Genomic DNA, 21,871 nt, shown 5'->3' on the forward strand with positions numbered 1-21,871 from the left:
GCCGGCTCTTGCAGGTGACGGTATGCCATCCTCGATCAAAATTAATGGGCGCACCATTGGCCAAGGCCAACCGGTTTACCTGGTGGCGGAGATGTCGGCCAATCACCACCAGGATTTTGAACAGGCGGCGGCCATCCTCCAGGCGGCCCGAGAGGCTGGTGCTGATGCAGTAAAACTGCAGACCTACACCCCTGAGACGATGACCCTTAACCTTCCTCGGGCAGACTTTCAAATCGGTCCCGGAACTATCTGGGCCGGACGCAATCTCCATGACCTCTACGCCGAGGCTTGCACACCCTGGGAGTGGCACCCCAAGCTCCAGAAAATCGCCGGGAATCTGGGGCTTGACCTGTTCTCTTCGCCTTTTGACGCCAGCGCCGTGGATTTTCTGGAAGAACTCAAGGTCCCGGCGTATAAGATTGCCTCGTTTGAACTGGTGGACCTGCCTCTCATCCGGCGGGTGGCCAAGACTGGTAAGCCGATCGTCATGTCGACAGGGATGGCTACATTGGGCGAAATTGAGGAAGCGGTCGTTGCTGCCAGGCAGGCCGGGGCTGAGCAGATTGTCCTCCTGAAGTGTACCAGCGCCTATCCAGCCGCTCCGGAGGAGATGAATTTACGGACAATCCCGCATCTAGCGGCGGCCTTTGGGGTACCGGTGGGACTTTCCGATCACAGCTTAGGCATTGCCGCCCCGGTGGCGGCAGTGGCGCTCGGGGCCTGTCTGATCGAAAAGCACTTCACCCTCTCCCGTTCAGTTCCTGGTCCGGACAGCGCCTTTTCCTTGGAGCCGGAAGAATTTCGGGCCATGGCTCAGGCAGTCAGAACGGTAGAAAAAGCCTTAGGCCGGGTGAGTTATGGGGCCAGTCCCCTTGAGGCGCAGAGCCGGGCCTTTCGCCGGTCACTCTTCGTGGCTCGGGATATCAAGGCCGGGGAAGTTTTTACTGCCGCACATGTACGCTCTATCCGCCCCGGTCACGGATTGGCCCCGAAATATTTGGAGCAGGTTCTAGGCCGGCGGGCGGTACGGGACATCCCGGCGGGAACGCCGGTAAGTTGGGAGCTGCTAGGGAATTAATGAACCGGGAAAACAAGGCAAGCTCCACCGAGGCGCTATAATATCTGTTGTAATAATAGGTAGATAACCGTACAATAGAATCGAACGATGCGGGAGAACCGGGGATGATCGCAATTATTGACTATGGGGCGGGTAATCTACGTTCAGTGGCTAAGGCTTTTGAGTCCCTGGGTTATGCATCTCATATTACCACAAGTCATCAGGATTTAGAGAAATCTGCGGCGATTGTTCTTCCTGGGGTAGGGGCCTTCGGGGATGGGATGGCCAATCTTGAGCGGCTTGGGTTAATCGAAGTTCTCAACCAACAGGTACTAGTTCATAAAAAACCATATCTGGGTATCTGTCTGGGAATGCAATTTTTAGCCGAAGAGAGTCTGGAGCACGGTTCGCATCGCGGCCTGGGTTGGATACCCGGAGTGGTCCGGAAGATTGTGCCTATGGATGCGGCCTATCGTATTCCACATATCGGTTGGAATAATATCAGCTTTCAAGATGGCAGTCCGTTATTTTTGAATCTTGAGGCCGAACCGGTTTTTTACTTTGTCCATAGTTATCATATGGTATTACAGGAGAATAACTGCCATTATATTACCTCTACATGTTGGCATGGAACTACTATTACGGCGAGTGTCCAGAAAGAAAATATTTTCGGTGTGCAATTCCACCCGGAAAAAAGCCAGCGAACCGGAATGACATTGCTGAGCAATTTCGCCAAAATTGTCTACGGAGAACACAGGGATGCTCAAAAAACGCCTCATACCAGTCCTGATTTTGCGAGATGGGATGGTGGTTCAAAGTGTAAGGTTTAAACATACTAACGTGATTCATTGGAAGCCGCTGACGGCCGTAGATTTCTTTGATCGTTGGGCGGTGGATGAAATAATCGTTTTAGATGTCAGCCGGAATAAGAAGCAGCGGAATAAATTTTACCAGGTGGTGGAAGAGCTATCTCAAAAGTGTTTTGTTCCTCTGACGGTTGGAGGTTGGATTGATTCGGTAAATGAAATTCGCAAGTTGTTGCGTTTAGGGGGCGATAAGGTCGTAATCAATACCGAAGCCGTCCGCCGCCCGACTTTGATTGCCGAATGTGCGCAGGTTTTTGGCAGCCAATGTATCGTTGTCTCAATTGATGCACGCATGAAAGAAGACGGTACCTGTGAGGTTTATATCGATCGGGGTCAAGAGGCAACCGGGTTGGACCCGGTTGGTTGGGCTCGGGAGGTTCAAAAACTGGGGGCAGGGGAGATATTCTTGAATTGTATCGAGAGAGACGGGTTTCGGCAGGGATACGAGTTAGGCCTGCTGCAGCAGGTTACTGCAGCGGTCGATATTCCCGTCATTGCCATGGGCGGTGTTTTTTCTTGGCAGCACCTGGTAGATGGGATAACTTTAGGAGGGGCCGAGGCCGTTGCCGCAGCTAATATCTTCCATTATACCGAACATAGTACGAAAAAGGCCAAAGATTATTTAAGGCAAGCAGGCATTGATGTACGATAGAGAAATTCGAAACCAAAGACCAGGTGCCGCGGTTCATCTAAAATACCTCTAAAGGAAGCTGATTGATGGAATATTGCAAACGTTGTCTTTATCCCGCAAATGCCAAGCCCGCCATTATCTTTGACGAAGAGGGGGTTTGTAGTGGCTGCCGATATCATGAGTCCCGCCAGAATATCGATTGGCGGGAACGTGAGAAATTGCTTCGGGAATTTCTTGAGACCTATAAGAAGAAATTCAAAGAAAAGGGAAATCCCTACGACTGCATAATCCCGGTGAGCGGCGGTAAAGATAGTCACTATCAAACCTACCTGATGAAAGTGGTATATGGCATGAACCCCTTGTTAGTGACCTATAATCACGCTTTTAATACCCCTCTGGGAATTAGAAACCTCAATAATCTTGTCACTCAGTTCGGTTGTGATCTCATCCGTTTCACTGCCAATCCGACTTCGGTACGTAAAATATCGCGCTACATGCTGAAAAAAGTAGGTGACCTGACATGGCATTATCATGCCGGCATCCGGACCTTCCCCTTTCAAGTTGCCGTAAAATATAAAATCCCTTTAATCGTTTGGGGAGAACATGGGTTCGCCGAATTGACGGGAATGTTTACTCTGGAAGATATGGTCGAATTTACCAAGTGGACTAGGCAAGAGCATGATATGCGAGGTTTCGAGCCGGACGATCTTATTAACGACGAAAGCGGGATTACCTGGAATGATCTTGCCCCCTATGTTTACCCAACCTATGAAGAAATCGAAGAGCTGGGCGTCAGAGGAATTTATTTAAGCAATTTTCTGTACTGGAATGCCAAAGAACAGGCCGATTTTGTGATCAGCAACTATAATTTTAAAACATTTTCAGGAAAAAGAGACAGGACCTTTTCCCTCTATACCAAAACAGATGACCACGCCAATGATGTTCACGATTACCTGAAGTACTTAAAATTCGGCTATGGCCGCGCCACGGATGACGCCAGCATGGAAATTCGCCATGGCCGGATGTCCAGAGAAGAAGGAATTGAAATGGTCAAACAATATGACCATGTCAGACCCCGCACCTTAGATACCTATCTAAAGTTTTTGGAGATAACTGAGGCGGAATTCTACGATTGGATCGAACCGATGCGAGACCCGGATATTTGGGAAAAGAATGATCAGGGAAAGTGGGTGGTCAATGATTCGGTTGTTAACCATGCCCATGATGAGGGTATAGATCATGTTAGGGTGCAACAGGTAGGAGATAAAACTTTCAGCGAACATAATAAAGGGTTGTATTATCACGATGGCCTGGAGGAAAACCGGGAAAGCAATGAAGTCGCAGTTCGCGCCAATCGGATGGATACCTTGGATTTTATCGTTTTATGAATTATGGCGTTCAAAGTAGAAGGGTTGCAGCCTATGCCGCCAGGTAATTTGTCCGGAGGAGAGAAAATGCCGGAAACACCGCAACTAAAGATGTGGCAGGGTGATTTCGGCGAACAATATGCGGAACGCAACGAATTTGCGGATTGGAAACTTGATATCGGAAAAAGAGTTTTTCGCCGTATCCTGAAAGACTTAGAGTTCGGATCAGTTCTTGAAGTCGGCAGTAACATCGGAATGAATCTATGGTTTATGAACGAACTGTTCAAGGGTAGGATAAAACTCGGCGCCGTAGAACCGAATCGAAAGGCCTTTGAAAGATTAACCACCCAGACCTATATGCAGATTAGTGAGGCCTACAATTGCAGCGTCTTCGATATGCCTCTGCCTGACGCAAGTATTGACCTGGTTTTCACCTCCGGAGTTTTGATCCATATCGGACCGGATGACTTGGAACGAGCAGTGGACGAGATATTTCGGGTAGCCCGAAGATATATCCTCTGCATCGAATATTTTTCCCATTCTCCGGTCGAAGTCACCTATAGAGGCCATCAGGGTTTGCTTTTTAAGAGGGATTTCGGAGCCTTCTATCTTGACCGGTTCCCTAATTTGAAATGGCTGGACTACGGCTTTCTCTGGCAGCGCGAATTTCCCATTTTTGATAATTTAAACTGGTGGCTGTTTCAGAAAAAGCCCGGTTGTTGAAGATATCACCATATTATGCCGGCTTGGCATCTTAAATTCGAGGTATCCCCGATTCCGCCTGCCTTATCTTATCTTGCCACCGTATGACATCGCTCGGAGTGATATACTTGGATTCCAGGAAGTAGGGTTTTACCCAAGGCATCAGACTCCACAGTACTTTCCAGGGATTACTGCCATAAGCCAGTCCGAGGAAATTTTTCACCTTTAGTTTCAAGGCCCTCCGCCGATCTTCGAGGTTGAGGTTAAACCCAGGGTCCGGCTGTTTTTCCAAGGCCTCGGCAATACATCGGGCTACCTTCAAGGATGAATCACCTGCCGGCGAGGTGCACCATGTGGCCAGATGTAATTGACGGTTTTCCCGGAGGTCCTCCTGGCGTGGATGGGCGAGTATTTCACCAACCAGATCCGGCAATTTCTCCGGATCATCGCAGAGGCGGTTACATCTTGAGGTTGCTTCATCAAAAAAAAGCGGGTGTCGGTCAAAAACTAGCTCAATGGTGGGTTTGCCTAAAATCCAGGATTCCAAAGCCGTAGTGCATCGTTCACAAGAGATTTCCAGGTGGCATGCTGGCAGCAGTTCGAATATCGTTTCCCGAAGGCGTAGGGATATCCTTTCCTTGTGAGCAGGAGACAGTCCTTTAAACCACTTTTTGTAAGGTTCATGATCTTCTGACGGGTGTGGCTTGAGATCTAAGCTGTAGTCGGTTCGCGTTATCAGAGTGTTCAAGAAATCAAAAAATCTGGCTCTGGATCTGGCATTTACTTCAATAAATTCCCAATAATTACTGTAGGAAGGTAATCTGTCTTTCCAGGGGCTAAAATGCCGGTCGGCGTCAATTTTCGGTAAATCCTTATATTGCGCAAAAACAAAATTAGTGCAGACTAGCAGATGAGGCTTATGAGAGACAACTCTTTGGGGATTGAAGAATATGTTTATCCAAGGCTCAAAGTAATAATCAAATCTGGGTACCCCTACTATAAAAATATTTTCTTCATTAAGGTTCATGATTGTCATTAAGGCTTTTTTATGAAACTCATTCCAACAGAAGAATTGGTCGATATGGGCATAACTGTGGTATCGGCCGGCGTTAAATTCCAAGTCATCCTGATTATAGTTGATACCTTCGTTGGGAAGCACTCCTACTAAAATGCCCATGTCTCTTAATCTAATGGAAAAATAGGCTAAGTGGCTTGCCGTCAGGTGGTTGAACAGGATATAGTTCGGTTTAAAAGCAGCCAGGCAGGAACGCCAGGACTCCAGTGGTTGCAGAACGCACTTGAGGTGAAATCTCGTTTCCAAATGATGCGCCACAAGGGCCGCCCCGGGAAGATCTCTTTTTTTATTGTCAACTAAAATAACGACTGTTTTTGCCATGAAGTAATATCCTCTTGAGAGGCTGAAGTTTCATAAAGTTTGATGAGCGTCATAGTATTGTTGGATATCATGAATTTATTGCTTACTTTTTTACGCCAGGTCTCAAGATAGGCCAATCTTTGCGGCCAGACGGCAGACAGGTGTATCCAAGTTCGGACCAGACTGTCCGAATCCCCAGGTATAAACGTCCAGGGGGAGCTTTCCCCCATGATTTCGGGAACGATGCCGGTGCGGCTGGCCAACAGCGGTATACCGGCCGCAATAGTTTCGATGACGGCCATCCCAAAACTTTCCTGCCGGGAAGGTAATACGATCAAGTCTTGTTGGCGGAGCAGACTGTTTAAATTATTTTCCACATGCCCCTGAAAAACAACATCTAGCTCCACAGGCAGCATGTGCCGCAGTACGAGTTGTGAAGATATTTCGGCCTTGCCAAAAAATGTGATCCGGATCGGAAGTTGTCCACCACTTTTCTGGACTCTTTGCATCGCCGCAGCCAGATCCCGCCAACCTTTGAGCTCGCCGTCATGTCCGATGACCCCTATCTGCTGGGGAAAGGGGCATTCCTCATTTTTTACCGGCAGCCAATCTTCTTCATCTAATCCCTCGGGAATATATGCCAGGCGTTTATGAGGCCACTGCCGCACAGTTTCATGGATCAGAGGGGATACGGCAATAACGGCCTGAGCGCGGTCTCCGTGATACTTCAAGTACAACGGTTGCGTGGGGAGGGTGCGAAGATGCATGAGCCAAGGGACCTGCCATCTTTTGGCCAGCCATTCGGCCAGCAGGGCCTCCCAGATATCATTGGCATGGATTAACTGGAAAGGACCCTGATGTTGCCAGACTTCCTTCACATAATCCGCCAACCGACCGATCTTGACCCATTTTGAGAGAGGAGAACGGAATGAGGGAAATGGGGAGATCCCGGCCAAGGCATCCATCTCGGTTAATCTATCGGTTAGCCAGCCCCTCTCACCCATGAGCACCTTGACGTCGATGCTTAACTTCCGCAAGGTCCTGACAGTTTTTGCCAGACAGACCTGCGCCCCCGCCTTGCCAGCCCTTTTCTGGACACACAGGACCTTCATATTACCTGCTTTACGAAAATCCGGCAAAAATCTACCTGTTGCATGCCGCTGATCTTTAAAAAACCGGTAACTCTTCAGTTGTTTCGGGCGAATACAAGATTCTCCCCTATGGATGGGCCTTTCGGTGATGTAGGGCTGTCGGGTGGGCACTGCCCATCATTCCTTGATCTATTCCCTCAGATAGTTGAAGTATCACAAAAACCAGAGGATCTTATTTTTAATCATTGAGTTCCTCTACATCGTTCAGACTTGATTTCGGGTTCCGACGATAAAGCGGTCAAAGATAACGTAATCCACCCGATTCTGCTGCAGTGCGGTGAGGGCCTCTTGAGGTGTCCTGATGATCGGTTCCTCGTGGGCGTTGAAACTGGTATTCACCAGGCAGGGCAACCCGGTGGCTTTTTCATATTCCCATAAGATATCATAGTAAAGTGGATTGTCCTCACGCCTGATGGTTTGCGGCCGCGCTGTACCGTCTATGTGGATCACGGCAGGAATCTTATCGGCCCATTCGGAGCGGACCCGGCAGGTGATAGTCATGTATTGCATAGCCGCCAGGTTGGCGCCGGTGACCTCAAAGACCTCAGCGGCGCGCTCTAACCGAACAACCGGGGCAAAAGGCATAAATTCGGTACGCGACAGCCTCTTGTTGATGGTGTCATTGATATTGCGGTCAACCGGGCTGATGAGGATGCTGCGGGCGCCCAGGGCTCGCGGGCCATACTCCATACCCCGGGTAAACAGGGCGCAGACCTTTTCGTCCTGCAGTAATTTCACTGCCGCCGGAACAATCTCATCTCTGGCAACAACCTCGAATCTTTCATCCAACCAGGATTCCTCCGGTGGAAATTCATCTCCCCAATACAGATGTCCCAATTCTCGTCGGTGATTGAGGAAATAGTCAAAGCCGTGCTCTTGAATGACCACGTCCATCACCGCCCCGATGACAAGTCCTTCGTCAGTCATCGGCGGAACGATAAAGACGTCCTCGATTCCCGGCAGTTCAGACAGGACTTGATTCAGTCTCACATTTGAGAACACTCCGCCGCTCAGACCCAGATTGCAGAAGGGGTGCAACTTTTGCGAAGTCTGAACCGATTCTGCCAGGACGTCCTCCAATACTCTCTGTCCGGAGGCGGCCAGGTTTTCGATGGGGCACTTTTTTGAAAGCTCCCGGAGGAAATGCTCAAGCGAGTTGTAGTCAGCGAAATGTGACCGCACAACGCCATCAGGGCGGATATAATATTGAGAGCGCAAGGCTTCGTAGACGGTCGGCTTGCCATAGGCCGCCAGTCCGGTGATCTTGCCTTCATGGCGCATCCGCTTGAACCCGGCAATCTCGGTGATAATAGAATACATCTGGCCCAAGGAATGGCGGCCTTCGCTGTGGCTCCGGTCAAAAATATGTGCATCTCCGCCGAAGAGGGTGCGCCAACAGGAGTTATAAAAGTGATAGAGGCCGTAGTGGTCATAGTCGCCGCCGCCATCTGCCGTGTAGATGAGGGCGTTATCCCAATGGGGTTTAAAAAAGAGGGCCGGCAGGGCGTGGCAGTAGTGGTGATTGCTGAAAAAAAATCTGCTATCAAGGGGGATGCCAAATTCTTCTCGCATCAGAGGCAGATTGAGCAGTTCCGATTCGGGTTTTTGATACTTACGCATCCGGCTGATAAGGTCATAGTGCGTGCGCTGTCTCCCGATAATTGACTTGAGGCCTTCCGAGATCCTCTTACGCAGAGGAAAATAACGGTAATAACGCCGCGGCAGAAACGTCCGGGTCATAACTACCGCTTCAACCTTGCCCAAATCAAAACGATGGCCTAGCTGGTTGAAAGAAAGCCTGGGTAACTCCCCCTTGCTGTTATAGCATTTAATGCGGTTGAACCGTTCCTCCTTGGCAATATACAGCCGCTCGAAATCGTCGTAGAGGGCAATCTGGCTGTCATGACCGAGATGCAGTGCTAATATATGCATGAGAACAATTTCCCTTGCCTAGGAATGATCCTACCAGGCCGCAGTAAGCAGTAGCCAGACAGAGGCCATTTTCGGAAGATGTGCAAGATGGTTCAATATCGGCTTAATATCTAAGTTATAGGAGTAAGTTCAAATACAAAGCTCCGCGTCAACAGGGAAGGGCTAAAGGTCGGCGATAGCCAGCGCGCTTTTTTTGCCCGGCGGGCTATGAGCTGACAGTCATATCCGAGTGCTGCGGTCCATTGTCTAAAACCTTTCAGGGTCCAATTGTTCGTCCTCCACGACAGATCAAATTGCAGATAATTGTCTTTTGATGGCCGACAATTTGGCCAATCCTGCATTTTACCCAATAACCCTTTAATTCTTCTATTAAAATGGGCGCTGTTGGAAACGGTAAGAATAATCTTGCCTACGCGGTCTGACAGCGCAGATAAAATCAGCGCCGGATACATCCAATATGATATGGTGTCGACGGCAATGACGATATCCCAGGGCTGCGAAAAGACCCAGCGTAACGCTGGGCTGCTGATGTAATTAAGGTCAGCGTCTAATACCCATAATCCCTTCTGGCGCAGGGAGGACAGGAACTCGGGCTCACGTTCGACACAAAGCACCTGGGCGTTTCTATAGGCCTCGAGGGAAAAAGCAATTTCACCATATCCGGCCCCCAGATCGAGCACCTTGGCATTCTGAGGCACCTTCTCCAATAGGAATTCAATCCGTTGAGTCAGCTTATCCGGTCTTGAGATTTCAGATCGTTGTTGACGATGGGGAACGTCAAATATTTCGGGTGGAGAACGCAGAAAGACTAGCTGCTGCAAGAAACCATCGGTAAAGGTCGATTTGATTCTTCCGGGGTTATGCATCTGAGCCCATTTCTCACATGGCATATTTAACCTCAGCATCAATATCGCTTTTTAAATTAAGAAGGTACGCTATTAATAACATTATTCTCTCTAGGAGGGAATTGTTTTCAGAATCATCTTCTTAACTTCCTCCACGGTGATATCTTCCAGACAGCGGCTGCGTTTGCTGCCGTCACAGCCGTCCCGGCGACAGGGGACACACTCCCAGTCCCTTTGAATGACGGTGTGTATTCCTAAATGATAAGCGCCGTTTCGGTAAACCCTCTGGTAATCGGAATCACTGGTGATCTGGAGCATGGCCTCGGACCAGGGAGCCCAGCGATGGAGGATGCTGGGGCCGAACAGGGCCAGTACCGGGGTGCCGACGGCCGCGGCCAGGTGCATAGGCATGGAGTCCACGCCGAAAAATAACCGGGCCGCCCCCGAAATTGCCGCCAACTGATCTACGTCGGTCTGTCCGCAAAGATTGATCAGATTGGCGTCAAGTGCTGCTGATGAGGGGATGGCGGAGACGATGGCCTTAGCCTTGGACAGCTCCTTTACATTAGGGGCCGAGGTCAGGATCACCTTTATTCCCTGATCCAGCAGCCAATGGATCAGCTCTGCCATGGCTTCATCCCGCCAGCACTTAAAGAGCCAGGCCGAAGTGGGGTGAACATGGATGATGATATCACTGTCGCGGAAACAGCGTTGGCAAAATAGATCGTTTACAAAGCCTAGAGCCGCAGGAGGAATGAAAAAGTCGACCCTGGCATTATCAGTCGTGATGCTGAACTGTCCCACCACGTTCAGGTTCTGCAAAACTATGTGTCGGCTGCCGTCGTTCGTCGCCAGGTGGGTGTAAAGGTGAGGTTTGCCCCAGAATCCCACCCGGCATAGGTCAGTACCGATACGGTATCTCGCCCCTGACAGGAATGACATAATAGCAGCCCGGTCACCGCTCGAGAGGTCAACGGTCAGATCAAAACGAGACCGGCGGATATCCCGGAGGAAAGTCAATTCGTTACGCCACTTCTGTAGTTTTCCCACTCCCCTGTTTTTCCTGTTTAAAACAATAATCTCATCTAACAGCGGATTTCCGGCCAACATCCCCTCAGTACCCGAGTTGACCAGGGCGGCGATATGGGCATGCGGAAAATGTTCCCGGAGAGCCCGGAAGACCGGCACAGTGAGCAGGACGTCGCCGAGCTGACGCAGTTTGATGACCAGGATCTTGTTTAGATCTCGGAAGTTCATGGACAATAAGCGTATGTCTTAATCTTATAATCCCATGAGGTTCGGGCAAAACTCATCTTACCCTCCCTTGTCATTTTGAGCGTCGCGAAGAACCTAATATTTCCATGGGGTTAAGAGCCTTCAGTTCGTTCAGGATGACAAACATAAGATATGTTGTCAGAACCTCCCATAACAGAAAGGTATTATTGCCGCGTTTAATTTTTACTTCAGCGCCATCTGAATGCGTCTCAACTCCTGGCATTGCCCGGTGGCGGCAATATCGAGGACTACCCCCTGTAGTTGCAGGTTGTGGCTGGCAACCTTGAATCTCTGCGGCAGGTGAGTGAGAAAGCGGTGAATGATCACCTGTCGGTCCATACCGATGACGCCATCGGCAGGACCGGTCATGCCGGCATCGGTAAGGTAGCCTAAACCACCGGGTAAAATACGCTCATCTGCGGTTTGGACGTGCGTATGAGTGCCGATGACGGCACTGGCTCGGCCGTCCAGATACCATGCGAGCGCCAGTTTTTCGCTGGTGGCTTCGGCATGCATGTCCACCAGGATGATTTTTATCGTGGAAGGAAGGGAAGCTAATTCTCGATCGGCAGTCCGGAAGGGGCAATCCAGCGGATTCATAAAAATCCGACCCTCAAGATTTAAAACCGCGACCGATTCTCCGACTGCGGTCTCAATGACCGTAAGGCCCTGGCCCGGGGCACCCTCAGGATAGTTGGCCGGCCGCAAGATGCGGTCATTGGCATCCAGATAGGGCATTATCTCTTTGTGCTTCCAGATATGGTTGCCGGAGGTCATAATGTCAATACCCATCTGGAAAAGCTGTTCCGCTACTTCCGGGGTGACGCCGATGCCACCGGAGGCGTTTTCGACGTTGGCAATGACCAGATCGATCTGATGTTTATCTACTACCTTATGGAGCAGTCCCGCAACCGCCTTGCGGCCGGGCGATCCCATGATGTCTCCAATAAAAAAAATTTTCATCCAAAAACCTTTTTTGACACAAGGACTCCTGACCTGCGGCTCAGGGTGACAGAAGAATCAATTATTTCCCTCTTCCCTTTTCCCGCATCTCTCTTCCCTGCAGTTCAGCTAGCGGGCGTATTCCACTGCCCGGGTCTCCCGGATGACGGTAACTTTAACCTGTCCCGGATAGGTCAATTCTGTTTCGATCTTTTTGGCCGCCTCCCGACACAACAGAAAGGCCTCTTCATCACTGACCTTGTCGCTGTCAACGATGAGGCGGATCTCCCGGCCGGCCTGGATGGCATAGGTTTTATTGACCCCGTTAAAATTACGGGCGATCCGCTCTAGTTCTTCCAAACGCCGGACGTAGGTTTCCAGCATCTCCCGGCGTGCTCCGGGACGGGCGCCGGATAGGGTATCTGCCGCCTGCACCAGAACTGCCAGCACGGATTCGGGAGGCACATCCTCATGATGCGCTTGGATGGCATGAATAACCTTGACCGATTCCCCAAAGCGTTTTGCCAGCTCTGCGCCGATCATGGCGTGAGGGCCCTCAACTTCATGGTCAACCGCCTTGCCGATGTCATGCAGCAGTCCGGCCCGTTTGGCATGTTTGGCGTTCAAACCAAGTTCCGCCGCCATAATGCCGCAGAGATAGCTCACCTCAATGGAATGCTGCAATACATTCTGGGCAAAGCTGGTGCGATAGCGGAGTTTGCCCAATAGCTTGATCAGCTCCGGGTGCAATCCATGCACTCCGGCGTCGAAAGCGGCTTCTTCGCCGGCTTCCCTGATGTTGGCCTCGACTTCCTGGCCGATCTTCTCTACCACTTCTTCAATACGGGCCGGGTGGATGCGGCCATCGGTAATCAGATGCTCCAGGGAGCGGCGGGCAATCTCGCGCCGGATAGGGTTGAAAGCCGAAAGAATGACCGCCTCGGGGGTATCATCGATAATAACGTCCACGCCGGTGGCTGCCTCCAAAGCTCGGATATTCCGTCCCTCACGGCCGATGATCCGTCCCTTCATCTCTTCGTTGGGAAGATTGACTACCGATACGGTCTGCTCCGCCACATATTCGCTGGCATACCGTTTTATGGCCAGACCGATGATCTCTTTGGCTTTCTTGTCTGCCACTTCTCGAGCATCGGTTTCAATCCGTTTCACCAGCCGAGCAGCATCGGTTCGCACCTCCCGCTCCAAAGTTTTTAGCAACAGATTGCGGCCCTCTTCAGAACTCATTCCGGCCAACCGCTCCAAATTATGCCTCTGTTCCTGGATGAGGTTTTGATATTGGATTTCTTTTTCTTTAAGTGTTTTTTCCGTAGCATCAATGAGTTTCTGGCGATTGTTGATCTCGGACTCCTTACTATCCAGGATGCTGATTTTCTTTTCTAAATGTTCCTCTTTCTGTAGCAGTCGCTTTTCCAAAATGTTTAATTCCGAACGGCGCTCCTTGCTTTCCTTGTCAAACTCAACTTTCATCTGGAAGAGCTGGTCCTTGGCTCGCAAGGCCTCTTCCTTCTTTATGGTTTCAGCCTCTTTCCTGGCTTCGTCTAGGATCTTTTTGGCTAAATTTTCCACCGAATCGATCCTTGATTCGATGATCATGCGCCTCAGGTAAAATCCGGCGAGAACCCCTAAACCGCCGCTCAATCCCACTGCCAGGAAAGAAATAGATTCCACCGGCAATCCCATAGGACAATTCCCCTTGTATATATCTTCGCCTGCCGTAGCGCAGCAGCACGATAGAATGTGAAATATTTATCAAACGATAATTTTAATTCTTAATGAAAAAGAGAGAAGCGGCGACCAGCCACAATGGATTGAATAAGGGGGCCGAAGATGGGAAAGATCGAATACGGTTACTCTGTTAACCTAAAACGGACACTGTTGATGAATAATGTTCTGCTGCTCAGGCAACCTCCTGTAAGAACACAAGGCATTATCCACTCTTAGAAGCGGCAATGGTACAATGGCAGAACCATTTTGTATGAAAACAGTGAGCAGTGAGCGGTGAGCAGAAAAAGCATTATTGTGAGCAGCAGCCACGGTTCTGTTTTCATATTTCGTTGTGATCACCAGAATATGCCAATTTATATAAATAACCCCAGGTTTTTTAGGGCAGGGTTAAGCTCTCTCTACAATAGTACTTTATCAGACCCTTCGGGTTTCCCTTATTATCTACCAAGCGGTTGGCGGTATATCTTAAAACGTTCACTCCCCCGCGAAAGTGCCGTGTCGACAGTACGTTCTTGAACCGACGCTAGTCATGTGGGTCTACCATGATTCTCCTTTAGGCTATCCCGGTAGGGATCTGCACACGGGAGTCTGACTGGTGTCCCGGTTCAAAATTGTTGGATCAATAATGGTTCTGCCAATCACGATCACCGCAGGGGAAGTGAACTTTTGGTCTCTATCAGATGAATAAGATGCTTTGACTTGGATTCAATCTCCAAGTGGAGTTTTTGGTTATCCTCCTTGATCTCTAAATAATCAAAGGCTAAATTGAGCGCAGTCATTATAACAATTTCTTCATTTGATGCCTTTGGTAGCGCCCTTCGAATCTCCCGTATTTTCTCATCAACCAGTTGAACGACGCTCTCCAATCGGGATTGAGTCGTATCGCTCTTCAAGGTTAGCGGTCGTCCGAGTATTTCAAATCGTTTGGTGATTGGCGTAGAAATAGATTACTCTCCTATTTCTCTTTGCCCAACACTTCTAATTTATTTAACAATTGGTCAATACGCTGCCGTACTACATCCCGTTCTTTGCTCATTTTATTGAGGGCTTCCCGGGTTTCTCCCAAGGCCTTCTCTTGTTCATCCAACATCTTCATCAAGGTGGCATTTTCAGTCTGCAAGGCCTGATACTGTGCCAGTATCTGCTCTAATTTACCTTCCAAAACCTCGAATAGCTTTAAAGCCACTAGGATTCCTCTCTTTTCCTTGGTGCTTTGATTTTATTCTTTGCAGAGAAAAAGTCAAGGAATTTCCCAGAAATGGTCGATTGGGGAGTGGGGAGCCAGAGAGGCATTCGGTGGGCAGACTTCAGCCAACAGTATTCGAGTCGGATGGCATGACTTGGAAAACATACTCAGGTCACTTTTTAACCACCGACAAGCCAAGAAAATATTTCTTATAAAAACAAACCCTGTGTTTGTCTTCTCCCGTTACTTACCACCTGACGATAGTCAAACTAACCGGCGTCCTTGATTGCCTTTTCCCAACAGGGACATATCTTTTTATTGCAGCGCCCGTCGCCGGCTGGCAGGGCCAGAATCTTCTGGCTGACACAGCCGCCTAATATCAAACGGCAGCCGTTGAGGCCGATTACCAGTGAATTGCCATTATTTTGACAGATAGTGATTCGCTGTCCGGGATAAAGGCCCAGAGCCACGACCCGCTCCTGCATTCTCCGGCCACCGGTAAAACCCGTGATCATGGCGGCCTGCCCGGCAGAAAAAAGAGTAAGCGGCTGCACCACCTGGGGGGTTGGGGTATCAGGCATGTTTGGCCTCCAGACCCCGGTTAGCAGCAGCTTCTTGGCAGCGCGGGCATAGACCTTGAACCTCTAAAACATGTTTACTGATCTTGTAGCCGTAGGTATAAGACAACTTTCTTTCCACCACATTCATAAGCGGTTCTTCAAATTCCACTATTGCTCCACAGCAAAGACAGCGTAAGTGGCAATGGTGCGGTTGGCCGTAAGTCTGTTCATAGTGCCAATGACCATCTGAGAAATTCACCTCACGAATGAGTCCGCAATCTTTTAGCAATGGCAGGGTGCGATAGATAGAGGCCTTGGAGATTTTTTTGCCCTGTGTCCGCAGACGCATAAATAACTCATCGACGTTAAAATGTTCCTTTTTCCGGAAGATTTCGGCAACGATGCACTGCCGCTCCGGTGTCTGCCTGAGGCCTCGAGACCGGATAAATTCCTGAAATATTTTGAGTTCAGGTTTCATTTCCGCATTAAAGATATTGAGATACAATAACAATAATATAACCCAAACTCTGACATTGTCAAGGCGAGTTGTCTTAGAAATGTCTCTGGTAGCGACTGGCCTGGCGCACCCGGTCCTGGGCCAGGCGATAGGCGGCTTCTCGGGGAGATAGGTTATCTCTCTGTACCGAATGCAGCACGGTCCGGCAATTTTCCTTAATCTTTTCCGTTATCGTCTGAAATGCTTCGGCTGCGGAACCACGGCGGTACTCTACGGCGGTGCAAATTACTCCTCCGGCATTGACGATGAAATCCGGCAGGGTAGAGATGCCGCATTTTTGGAAATAGCTTTCGGCTTCCGGGGTTACCGGAATATTGGCCCCCTGCAGAACGATCCTGGCCTGGACACAGGAGGCATTTGCCATCGTGATGGCATCGGGCCGAGCGGCTGGGACCAGAATATCGCAGGGCAGGGTGAAAAGTGTTTCCAGGGGTATGGCATCAGCATCGGGGTAGTTCAAAACTCTACCGCGGTCTTTTTTCACGGCAATCAATCGGGCTGGGTCGATTCCTTTCGGATTATAAATTGCGCCGGTCGAATCACTGGCGGCCACCAGCAGGCACCCTCGCTGCTCCAGAAACCTTGCCACCGCCCGGCCAACGCTGCCGAAACCTTGCACCGCCACTCGCAGTCCCCGCAGACTGATGCCCAGATGATCCGCAATCTGTTCCGCCGCCACCGCAAGACCGAAACCGGTGACGCCTAATTCGTCCAGGGGAATACCACCGGTAATTTTAGGGCGTCCCACACTGCGCTGGATTTCATCATAGATATATGCCATACAGGTTTCATCGGTACCCATGTCCGGGCCGGGAATATATTCTTTCAGATCAGCAATGGCTCGGGCAAATCCCCGGATAGCCCTCTCTTTTTCCGACCCGGCCACTGTTGAAGCCATAACGATCCCGGCTTTACCGCCCCCATGGGGCAGTCCGGCGGCGGCGTTCTTCCAGGTCATGGTTCGGGCCAGGCGGAAGACTTCTTCGGTGCTCAGGTCTGGCGCTATCCGGACCCCACCAATGGCTGGTCCCAGGGCAATGTTGTCGATTACCACAATGGCCTTAAGTGGGAGAGAAGGTTCAAAAAGGTGAACGATTTTAGCCGGTCCCCACTCATCGGCAAAGGTATTGCAATAGATGGTCTCCATAATTGTTCCTAAAGCAGATACCGTGCAATAAACCTGATCGGCATAGGTCAGACGCTAAACCACTAGTCCCTTAATTGCCGAAAAGATTTTTAAAATGATAGGTAAACCCAAATACCAGGCGGTGATTTGGTACATCGAAAGAGACAATACCGACCTGGTCGGGGGGTATCTGTTTCCGCTCATATTCGGCGTTAAATTGATAACTAAACTTGTATTCGCAAAAAATACTTATATTTGCCGCAGCCATGAAGCGCAGGCCGGTTAAGGTTTCAACGGCAAAATTTTTGGCTGAATCAGTCACGCCGTATAAGACCTCAAAACCGGGACCGATCCCGACATAGGGTTGCAGACGGCCAAATGGAGTCTCCTTAGTAGGCAGGAAGCCATAGCGGGCCAGAATGTTGGTCTGCAGACACCAGATATAAAATCGATCGCGTGGAATTAAGACGTTTCCGACGCCGGAAGGTAAAGGTTGAGATAGCGTGACGTTCTGTTCTTTGATGATATGTTTGGAGAAATTGGTTTCTAGTTCTACCCCGAGCCAGGGCAGAGAATCAAAGAAACGGCCGAACTTCATACCCCCCGTGACGCCTGGCTGAAGCGAAACGTCTTGGGCGGTAAGACCTTTCAGAGGTGGATTGAACCCCTTGGAAAAGGTCCAATCCTGGGAGGGCAGGATGGCCGCTCCTGCATACCCGCCCCAATACCATTCGCCCAGGGTAAGATTTTCCGGGTAACCCCGCATCCGCTCCGCCGGACTGTTTTTCCACAGATAATAAGCCAGGGCACTGAACCCGGTAGTTCCCAAGGAGAAGATCGTCAGGGCGAAGGCCTTTTGACTGATAGTTGCCTGGGACGGGACCGCAGAGGTTAGGAGCAGACAGATAATGGTTACAAGAATAATAGTTTGCCGCACCGTAAGCCCCAGCCCGATTTATTTGGCAGCGGCGACCACCACGCCTGCCATAAGCGCAATCTGGCCCAGAATCGTAGCGATGTCCTTGATTTCTTTGATCCAGTTGATGCGTTCCAAATCCTCCGGCACAATAACGGAATCTCCCGGACCCAACCGCAAAGACTTGATTCCTCCCATGTGAAACGCCTGTTCCGAACCGGTCCAACCGGCGCCGAACCATTTGAAACTTTTCCGACTGACGGCGCTGCCGTTGGCTTTGATCACGAAAGTCTCTTTCGGATCAGCGTATTTGGCCGTACCACCAGCTCGCACAATATAATCATTGACCGATAGATGCGGATCATAAACGATAGCTGTGGGGTTGATCACCGAGCCCATAACATTAACCGTCTGTTGAACCTGGGGTACGATCAGGGTATCTCCTTCCTGCATCTCCAGGTCCCAGGGAGTACCCCGCAACCGCTCCGGGTCGTCCAGGCGGATCACCACCCGGCCCAAAGGGACAATCTCCCGCAGTTTGGTAATAAGCTGCCGCTGTTGTTGGTAAACCAGAGCAGAACGTTGGGCCTCCTTGGGATCCATTTCAGCCTGGGTCTTAACCGACGCGGCAGCAATCATATCTGCTTCCATTCGGTCGATGGCCTGTCTCAAGTGCTGGGCCTGTTGCTGTTTAACTGCGGTACGGCTGAAAAAGGCGCCTTGGGGAAATGCTTTGTCCGAGAAACCGCCGGCCCGGGCCAGCACCGAGCTGAGGGTTTCCCCTTTTCTGATGGTGTATGCTCCGGGATACTTCAATTCTCCCTTGACTTCCACCATCTTATAGAGATCCCAGTCCGGAATGGTCCGGACAAAGAGGTAATCGTTGGGTTTCAAGAGAATGTTGTCTTTGGGTTTGCCAGTCATAGCCTTGCGTAAACTGATATAGATGCGGTTGGTTTGGGGACCTTGGGGAGTGGGTGTAACCCGGGTGATCTCGGCCTCATCCAAATTTGAGGATAATATGAAACCGCCAGCGAAGACGATCAGGTCGCTCACCCGCATACCGTCCCGCATACCGAACTCGCCCGGATTTTGTACCGCCCCGCCGATGCGCACCATCTTGATATTCTGGCTGGGTACCGGAAAAATCTTCACCAGGTCGCCTCCCTGTAGGACGATGTCCGGACGCCGTTTATCTAAAAAGAGTTCCAGATCATCTTCCACCAGGACCATCTCTTTCCGGTCTTGAATCCGCATCATCTGGACCCGGCTTTTAAAAGCGGTGGCTGCCAGACCGCCGGCAATTCTGATCAGATCGGTAAGGGTGCGCTCCTGCTTGAGCTCATAAATGGCCGGATTTTTGACCGGCCCGCCGATGCCGACGCGGTCGCCGGCTATCGGGATGAAAATCACGTCCTCAGGCATCAAACGGATATCTTTGGTCTTATCTCCCCGCAGCAGGAGATCATAGAGATCAAAACGGACGATGGTGCGCCCACTCCGCCGCACCTCGATGTGGCGCATAGAGCCTTTTTTACTAGGGCCGCCAGCGGCAAACAGGGCATTCACCAAGGTGGAGAGCGAAGAAATGGAATAGCTTCCCGGCGCCCGGGCATTTCCAACCACATATATAGTTATCGTCCGCAAATTATCCAGGGTAACGTTCATTTGAAAATTGGTGTATTGCCGGGCAAACTCCCGATCCAACACCTCGCGCAGCTGCTTGAAGGTCAGACCGCTTACCTGTACCACCCCGATTTTTGGAATAGCAATCTGGCCGTTGCGGTCAACCACAATAGCATGTTCGCCCTGGATACTGCCCCAGAGGACAATGCGCACGGTGTCTCCTGGCCCGATCAGGTAATCCGGGCCCACCGGCGTCTGGGTGACCGGCAGGAAAGAAGTGGGTGGCCGGCGGAAGAAGTTATAGCCGAAAAGAGGCAGCGCAATGCCTTGAATTCTGGCCCGCTGTTCCAACTCAATCGGTTCCTCGGTCGACTCAGGCGCCTGTTCCGTTACCGGCGTTGTTGGCGCAGTAGGTGGGGGCTGAGTTTCGGGGCCACTGGGGGGTGTGACTTTTTGGATCTCCGGTGGGCCCAAAGTTGGGGAGGTCTTTTGGAGATAAAATTGGGCTTGGGAGGATAAATCAGGTGTGGTCGGCCCGATGCCGCTAGAAGTCCCTGGAGCTGCCGGCCCGGCCGGACTTGCGGCCGGCCCGGTGGGGGTGCCGCCTCCCAAACCGGTAGTGCCTGATCCACTTGGGCCAGCGCCGCTGTCCTGACACCAGATGGCAGGCGGCGGCAGCAAGAAACAAACAATCAACACCAAACTGATAATTTTCTTCCCAGACATCCGCACTTGTTCCCTCAATCGGTAGAAGTTGATAATAGCTCTTTTCTTTTCAAGTCGAAACTCGAAACTCAAATCCCCTTATATCCTGTTACGGTAAAGCATCCCCGATCAGATGCCAAAGGCGGCAACGGAGATTCCGCAACATAATGCGATGCACCATAGCCGGGTCGGTCCAGTAATCCCGGTCTGTCGGTCCCGGCGGGCATTCTGCTATTGCCGGGCGGATTCTGCCCCAAACATTGGCGTCCGCCGTCATCCATAGAGGCTGCCAATTTCGGGCGTTGAATAATGTCATGCTGAAGTAAATGAAGGCATGGGTGATGGCCCTTGGAGGTGCCTGACTCTGGCGTTGTCCCGACCAGATGAAGTCGGCAGCGCTCGGGTCCAGTGCCCCGGCCAGTTCATATAAACCGACTGACCTGCGATTGGCCCCCTCGGGGAGGAATGTACTATTGGCAACGAAAAGCGTCGGGGTGTAGTAGCAGAAGAGAAACCCGTCCACCTCATCATCGACAAGACGATATCGGGCCATCAGACTGTTTGTGGTGAGCTTTTCCTGCGGACTGGGCAACACCGACACGAGATAGGGGTCATACCCCTTATCGATCATAACCTCCATGATTGACTGAGCAATATCAGCATCAGTGATGTCAAGCACATCCATAGCCCTTGGATTGATGCGGTCGGCTGGCTTGAATGGACCTAAAAACAGGGTCTGATCTCTGATAAACCCGTCGCCCGCAGCATTCTGATCGTCACGAGACAGAAAATGCGGCCAACGTTGGAGGAAAACCGCTATCCGAACTACTCCCCGTGCCGGGGCCGCCTTCTGGGCATATTCACGGTTGCCGAGCATAACACAAGAGGACGCTGAAAAGATAAAATAGATCAGGAGTAATACTGTCCAATGGTTTTGTCTATTGACTGCTGGCGCCATGCCTTTTCTCTCATTCCCCATTTCCGTATATGACAACGACCTGCCCGCTACTCCGTTTACAGCAGAGCGGAAAGGAACGAAGCCAAGATACTATTCGGATCATACACTGAGGGGAGAATTAAATTCCTCGGCGAAGGGGAATTATTAGACTAGTTACGGGTACATCAAATTTTATTGAACCCTATCATAACATAACGCAGAACAGGTTGCCACCATAGAAAATTAAGTTTCCGGTTGTTGGTCAGAAAATAAGTTTCGAGTTTCGAGATAAAAAATGACTGCTGCACAGGTTAGAAAACCTATGCTACCGGCAGCTGATTTACATGGATCGCGGGTGCTTTTTGAAGCATGACAATTAGTTGAATTCTTCCTGATAATGTGCCTTAGA

The 21,871-nt window shown here is 50.5% G+C and carries 20 protein-coding genes and 1 other RNA gene; 5 read left to right on the forward strand and 16 right to left on the reverse strand.

Annotated features, from left to right (window positions below):
- Positions 1–22: 22 nt before the first annotated feature.
- From pseI to DESAC_RS09410, 5 genes are all read left to right on the forward strand, one after another.
- A complete protein-coding gene (gene pseI, locus DESAC_RS09390; protein WP_013706829.1) occupies positions 23–1,078 on the forward strand; it encodes a pseudaminic acid synthase in 1,056 nt (351 codons plus the stop codon).
- A 104-nt stretch (positions 1,079–1,182) separates the two neighbouring features.
- Positions 1,183–1,887, forward strand: a complete 705-nt coding sequence (hisH, locus tag DESAC_RS09395) for an imidazole glycerol phosphate synthase subunit HisH (RefSeq protein ID WP_013706830.1) — start codon at positions 1,183–1,185, stop codon at positions 1,885–1,887.
- A complete protein-coding gene (gene hisF / locus DESAC_RS09400) occupies positions 1,817–2,575 on the forward strand; it encodes an imidazole glycerol phosphate synthase subunit HisF (protein WP_041283905.1) in 759 nt (252 codons plus the stop codon). The genes hisH and hisF overlap by 71 nt, the downstream gene beginning before the upstream one ends.
- 65 nt (positions 2,576–2,640) lie before the next feature.
- On the forward strand, positions 2,641–3,942 hold the full coding sequence (locus DESAC_RS09405; RefSeq protein WP_013706832.1) for an N-acetyl sugar amidotransferase: 1,302 nt from the start codon (positions 2,641–2,643) through the stop codon (positions 3,940–3,942).
- Between the two features lie 66 nt (positions 3,943–4,008).
- On the forward strand, positions 4,009–4,644 hold the full coding sequence (locus DESAC_RS09410) for a pseudaminic acid biosynthesis-associated methylase (protein ID WP_013706833.1): 636 nt from the start codon (positions 4,009–4,011) through the stop codon (positions 4,642–4,644).
- Between the two features lie 31 nt (positions 4,645–4,675).
- Here the strand turns inward: DESAC_RS09410 and DESAC_RS09415 are convergent, their stop codons facing one another.
- The 16 genes from DESAC_RS09415 to DESAC_RS09480 form a co-directional block, all read right to left on the reverse strand.
- Complete coding sequence (locus DESAC_RS09415; protein WP_013706834.1) at positions 4,676–6,019, reverse strand: surface carbohydrate biosynthesis protein; 1,344 nt, start codon at positions 6,017–6,019, stop codon at positions 4,676–4,678.
- Entirely contained in the window at positions 5,995–7,110 is a 1,116-nt protein-coding gene (locus tag DESAC_RS09420; RefSeq protein WP_013706835.1) for a glycosyltransferase family 4 protein, read from the reverse strand. Before DESAC_RS09420 ends, DESAC_RS09415 begins: the two co-directional genes overlap by 25 nt.
- 243 nt (positions 7,111–7,353) lie before the next feature.
- A complete protein-coding gene (locus tag DESAC_RS09425; protein WP_013706836.1) occupies positions 7,354–9,081 on the reverse strand; it encodes a carbamoyltransferase family protein in 1,728 nt (575 codons plus the stop codon).
- Between the two features lie 110 nt (positions 9,082–9,191).
- On the reverse strand, positions 9,192–9,902 hold the full coding sequence (locus DESAC_RS09430; protein ID WP_218915671.1) for a class I SAM-dependent methyltransferase: 711 nt from the start codon (positions 9,900–9,902) through the stop codon (positions 9,192–9,194).
- 135 nt (positions 9,903–10,037) lie between these two features.
- Complete coding sequence (gene rfaQ / locus DESAC_RS15295; RefSeq protein WP_013706838.1) at positions 10,038–11,183, reverse strand: putative lipopolysaccharide heptosyltransferase III; 1,146 nt, start codon at positions 11,181–11,183, stop codon at positions 10,038–10,040.
- Positions 11,184–11,384: 201 nt separating this feature from the next.
- Positions 11,385–12,164 (reverse strand): TIGR00282 family metallophosphoesterase, encoded by a 780-nt coding sequence (locus DESAC_RS09440; RefSeq protein WP_013706839.1) that lies wholly within the window; start codon positions 12,162–12,164, stop codon positions 11,385–11,387.
- Between the two features lie 108 nt (positions 12,165–12,272).
- Positions 12,273–13,838, reverse strand: coding sequence for a ribonuclease Y (gene rny, locus DESAC_RS09445; RefSeq protein WP_041284448.1), 1,566 nt, complete (start codon positions 13,836–13,838; stop codon positions 12,273–12,275).
- Positions 13,839–14,364: 526 nt separating this feature from the next.
- A non-coding RNA gene (ssrS, locus tag DESAC_RS15800) (6S RNA) lies at positions 14,365–14,548 on the reverse strand.
- Positions 14,534–14,833: a cell division protein ZapA gene (locus DESAC_RS17005; protein WP_083800259.1), complete on the reverse strand. Its 300-nt coding sequence runs from the start codon at positions 14,831–14,833 to the stop codon at positions 14,534–14,536. Before DESAC_RS17005 ends, ssrS begins: the two co-directional genes overlap by 15 nt.
- Positions 14,834–14,844: 11 nt before the next feature.
- Complete coding sequence (gene zapB / locus DESAC_RS09450; RefSeq protein ID WP_013706841.1) at positions 14,845–15,075, reverse strand: cell division protein ZapB; 231 nt, start codon at positions 15,073–15,075, stop codon at positions 14,845–14,847.
- Positions 15,076–15,344: 269 nt separating this feature from the next.
- Entirely contained in the window at positions 15,345–15,656 is a 312-nt protein-coding gene (locus tag DESAC_RS09455; protein WP_013706842.1) for a FeoA family protein, read from the reverse strand.
- A complete protein-coding gene (locus tag DESAC_RS09460; protein ID WP_013706843.1) occupies positions 15,649–16,113 on the reverse strand; it encodes a Fur family transcriptional regulator in 465 nt (154 codons plus the stop codon). The genes DESAC_RS09455 and DESAC_RS09460 overlap by 8 nt, the downstream gene beginning before the upstream one ends.
- 73 nt (positions 16,114–16,186) lie before the next feature.
- On the reverse strand, positions 16,187–17,299 hold the full coding sequence (locus tag DESAC_RS09465) for a Glu/Leu/Phe/Val family dehydrogenase (RefSeq protein WP_013706844.1): 1,113 nt from the start codon (positions 17,297–17,299) through the stop codon (positions 16,187–16,189).
- 70 nt (positions 17,300–17,369) lie between these two features.
- Positions 17,370–18,215, reverse strand: coding sequence for a hypothetical protein (locus tag DESAC_RS09470; protein WP_013706845.1), 846 nt, complete (start codon positions 18,213–18,215; stop codon positions 17,370–17,372).
- An 18-nt stretch (positions 18,216–18,233) separates the two neighbouring features.
- A complete protein-coding gene (locus tag DESAC_RS09475; protein ID WP_013706846.1) occupies positions 18,234–20,546 on the reverse strand; it encodes an SLBB domain-containing protein in 2,313 nt (770 codons plus the stop codon).
- Positions 20,547–20,634: 88 nt separating this feature from the next.
- Positions 20,635–21,483 (reverse strand): hypothetical protein, encoded by an 849-nt coding sequence (locus tag DESAC_RS09480; protein ID WP_148231222.1) that lies wholly within the window; start codon positions 21,481–21,483, stop codon positions 20,635–20,637.
- Between the last annotated feature and the right edge of the window lie 388 nt (positions 21,484–21,871).

This window comes from Desulfobacca acetoxidans DSM 11109 (assembly GCF_000195295.1).
GTDB classification, from domain to species: Bacteria; Desulfobacterota; Desulfobaccia; order Desulfobaccales; family Desulfobaccaceae; genus Desulfobacca; species Desulfobacca acetoxidans.

Excerpts from the sequence above, each read along its gene's own strand:
- DESAC_RS09455 (WP_013706842.1), bottom strand. The coding sequence starts at position 15,656 with ATGCCTGATACCCCAACCCCCCAGGTGGTGCAGCCGCTTACTCTTTTT.
- DESAC_RS09440 (WP_013706839.1), bottom strand. The coding sequence starts at position 12,164 with ATGAAAATTTTTTTTATTGGAGACATCATGGGATCGCCCGGCCGCAAG.
- DESAC_RS09425 (WP_013706836.1), bottom strand. The coding sequence starts at position 9,081 with ATGCATATATTAGCACTGCATCTCGGTCATGACAGCCAGATTGCCCTC.
- pseI (WP_013706829.1), top strand. The coding sequence starts at position 23 with ATGCCATCCTCGATCAAAATTAATGGGCGCACCATTGGCCAAGGCCAA.
- hisH (WP_013706830.1), top strand. The coding sequence starts at position 1,183 with ATGATCGCAATTATTGACTATGGGGCGGGTAATCTACGTTCAGTGGCT.
- DESAC_RS09420 (WP_013706835.1), bottom strand. The coding sequence starts at position 7,110 with ATGAAGGTCCTGTGTGTCCAGAAAAGGGCTGGCAAGGCGGGGGCGCAG.
- DESAC_RS09465 (WP_013706844.1), bottom strand. The coding sequence starts at position 17,299 with ATGGAGACCATCTATTGCAATACCTTTGCCGATGAGTGGGGACCGGCT.
- DESAC_RS09475 (WP_013706846.1), bottom strand. The coding sequence starts at position 20,546 with ATGTCTGGGAAGAAAATTATCAGTTTGGTGTTGATTGTTTGTTTCTTG.
- DESAC_RS09415 (WP_013706834.1), bottom strand. The coding sequence starts at position 6,019 with ATGGCAAAAACAGTCGTTATTTTAGTTGACAATAAAAAAAGAGATCTT.
- DESAC_RS09405 (WP_013706832.1), top strand. The coding sequence starts at position 2,641 with ATGGAATATTGCAAACGTTGTCTTTATCCCGCAAATGCCAAGCCCGCC.
- hisF (WP_041283905.1), top strand. The coding sequence starts at position 1,817 with ATGCTCAAAAAACGCCTCATACCAGTCCTGATTTTGCGAGATGGGATG.
- rfaQ (WP_013706838.1), bottom strand. The coding sequence starts at position 11,183 with ATGAACTTCCGAGATCTAAACAAGATCCTGGTCATCAAACTGCGTCAG.
- DESAC_RS09480 (WP_148231222.1), bottom strand. The coding sequence starts at position 21,483 with ATGGCGCCAGCAGTCAATAGACAAAACCATTGGACAGTATTACTCCTG.
- DESAC_RS09460 (WP_013706843.1), bottom strand. The coding sequence starts at position 16,113 with ATGAAACCTGAACTCAAAATATTTCAGGAATTTATCCGGTCTCGAGGC.
- DESAC_RS09410 (WP_013706833.1), top strand. The coding sequence starts at position 4,009 with ATGCCGGAAACACCGCAACTAAAGATGTGGCAGGGTGATTTCGGCGAA.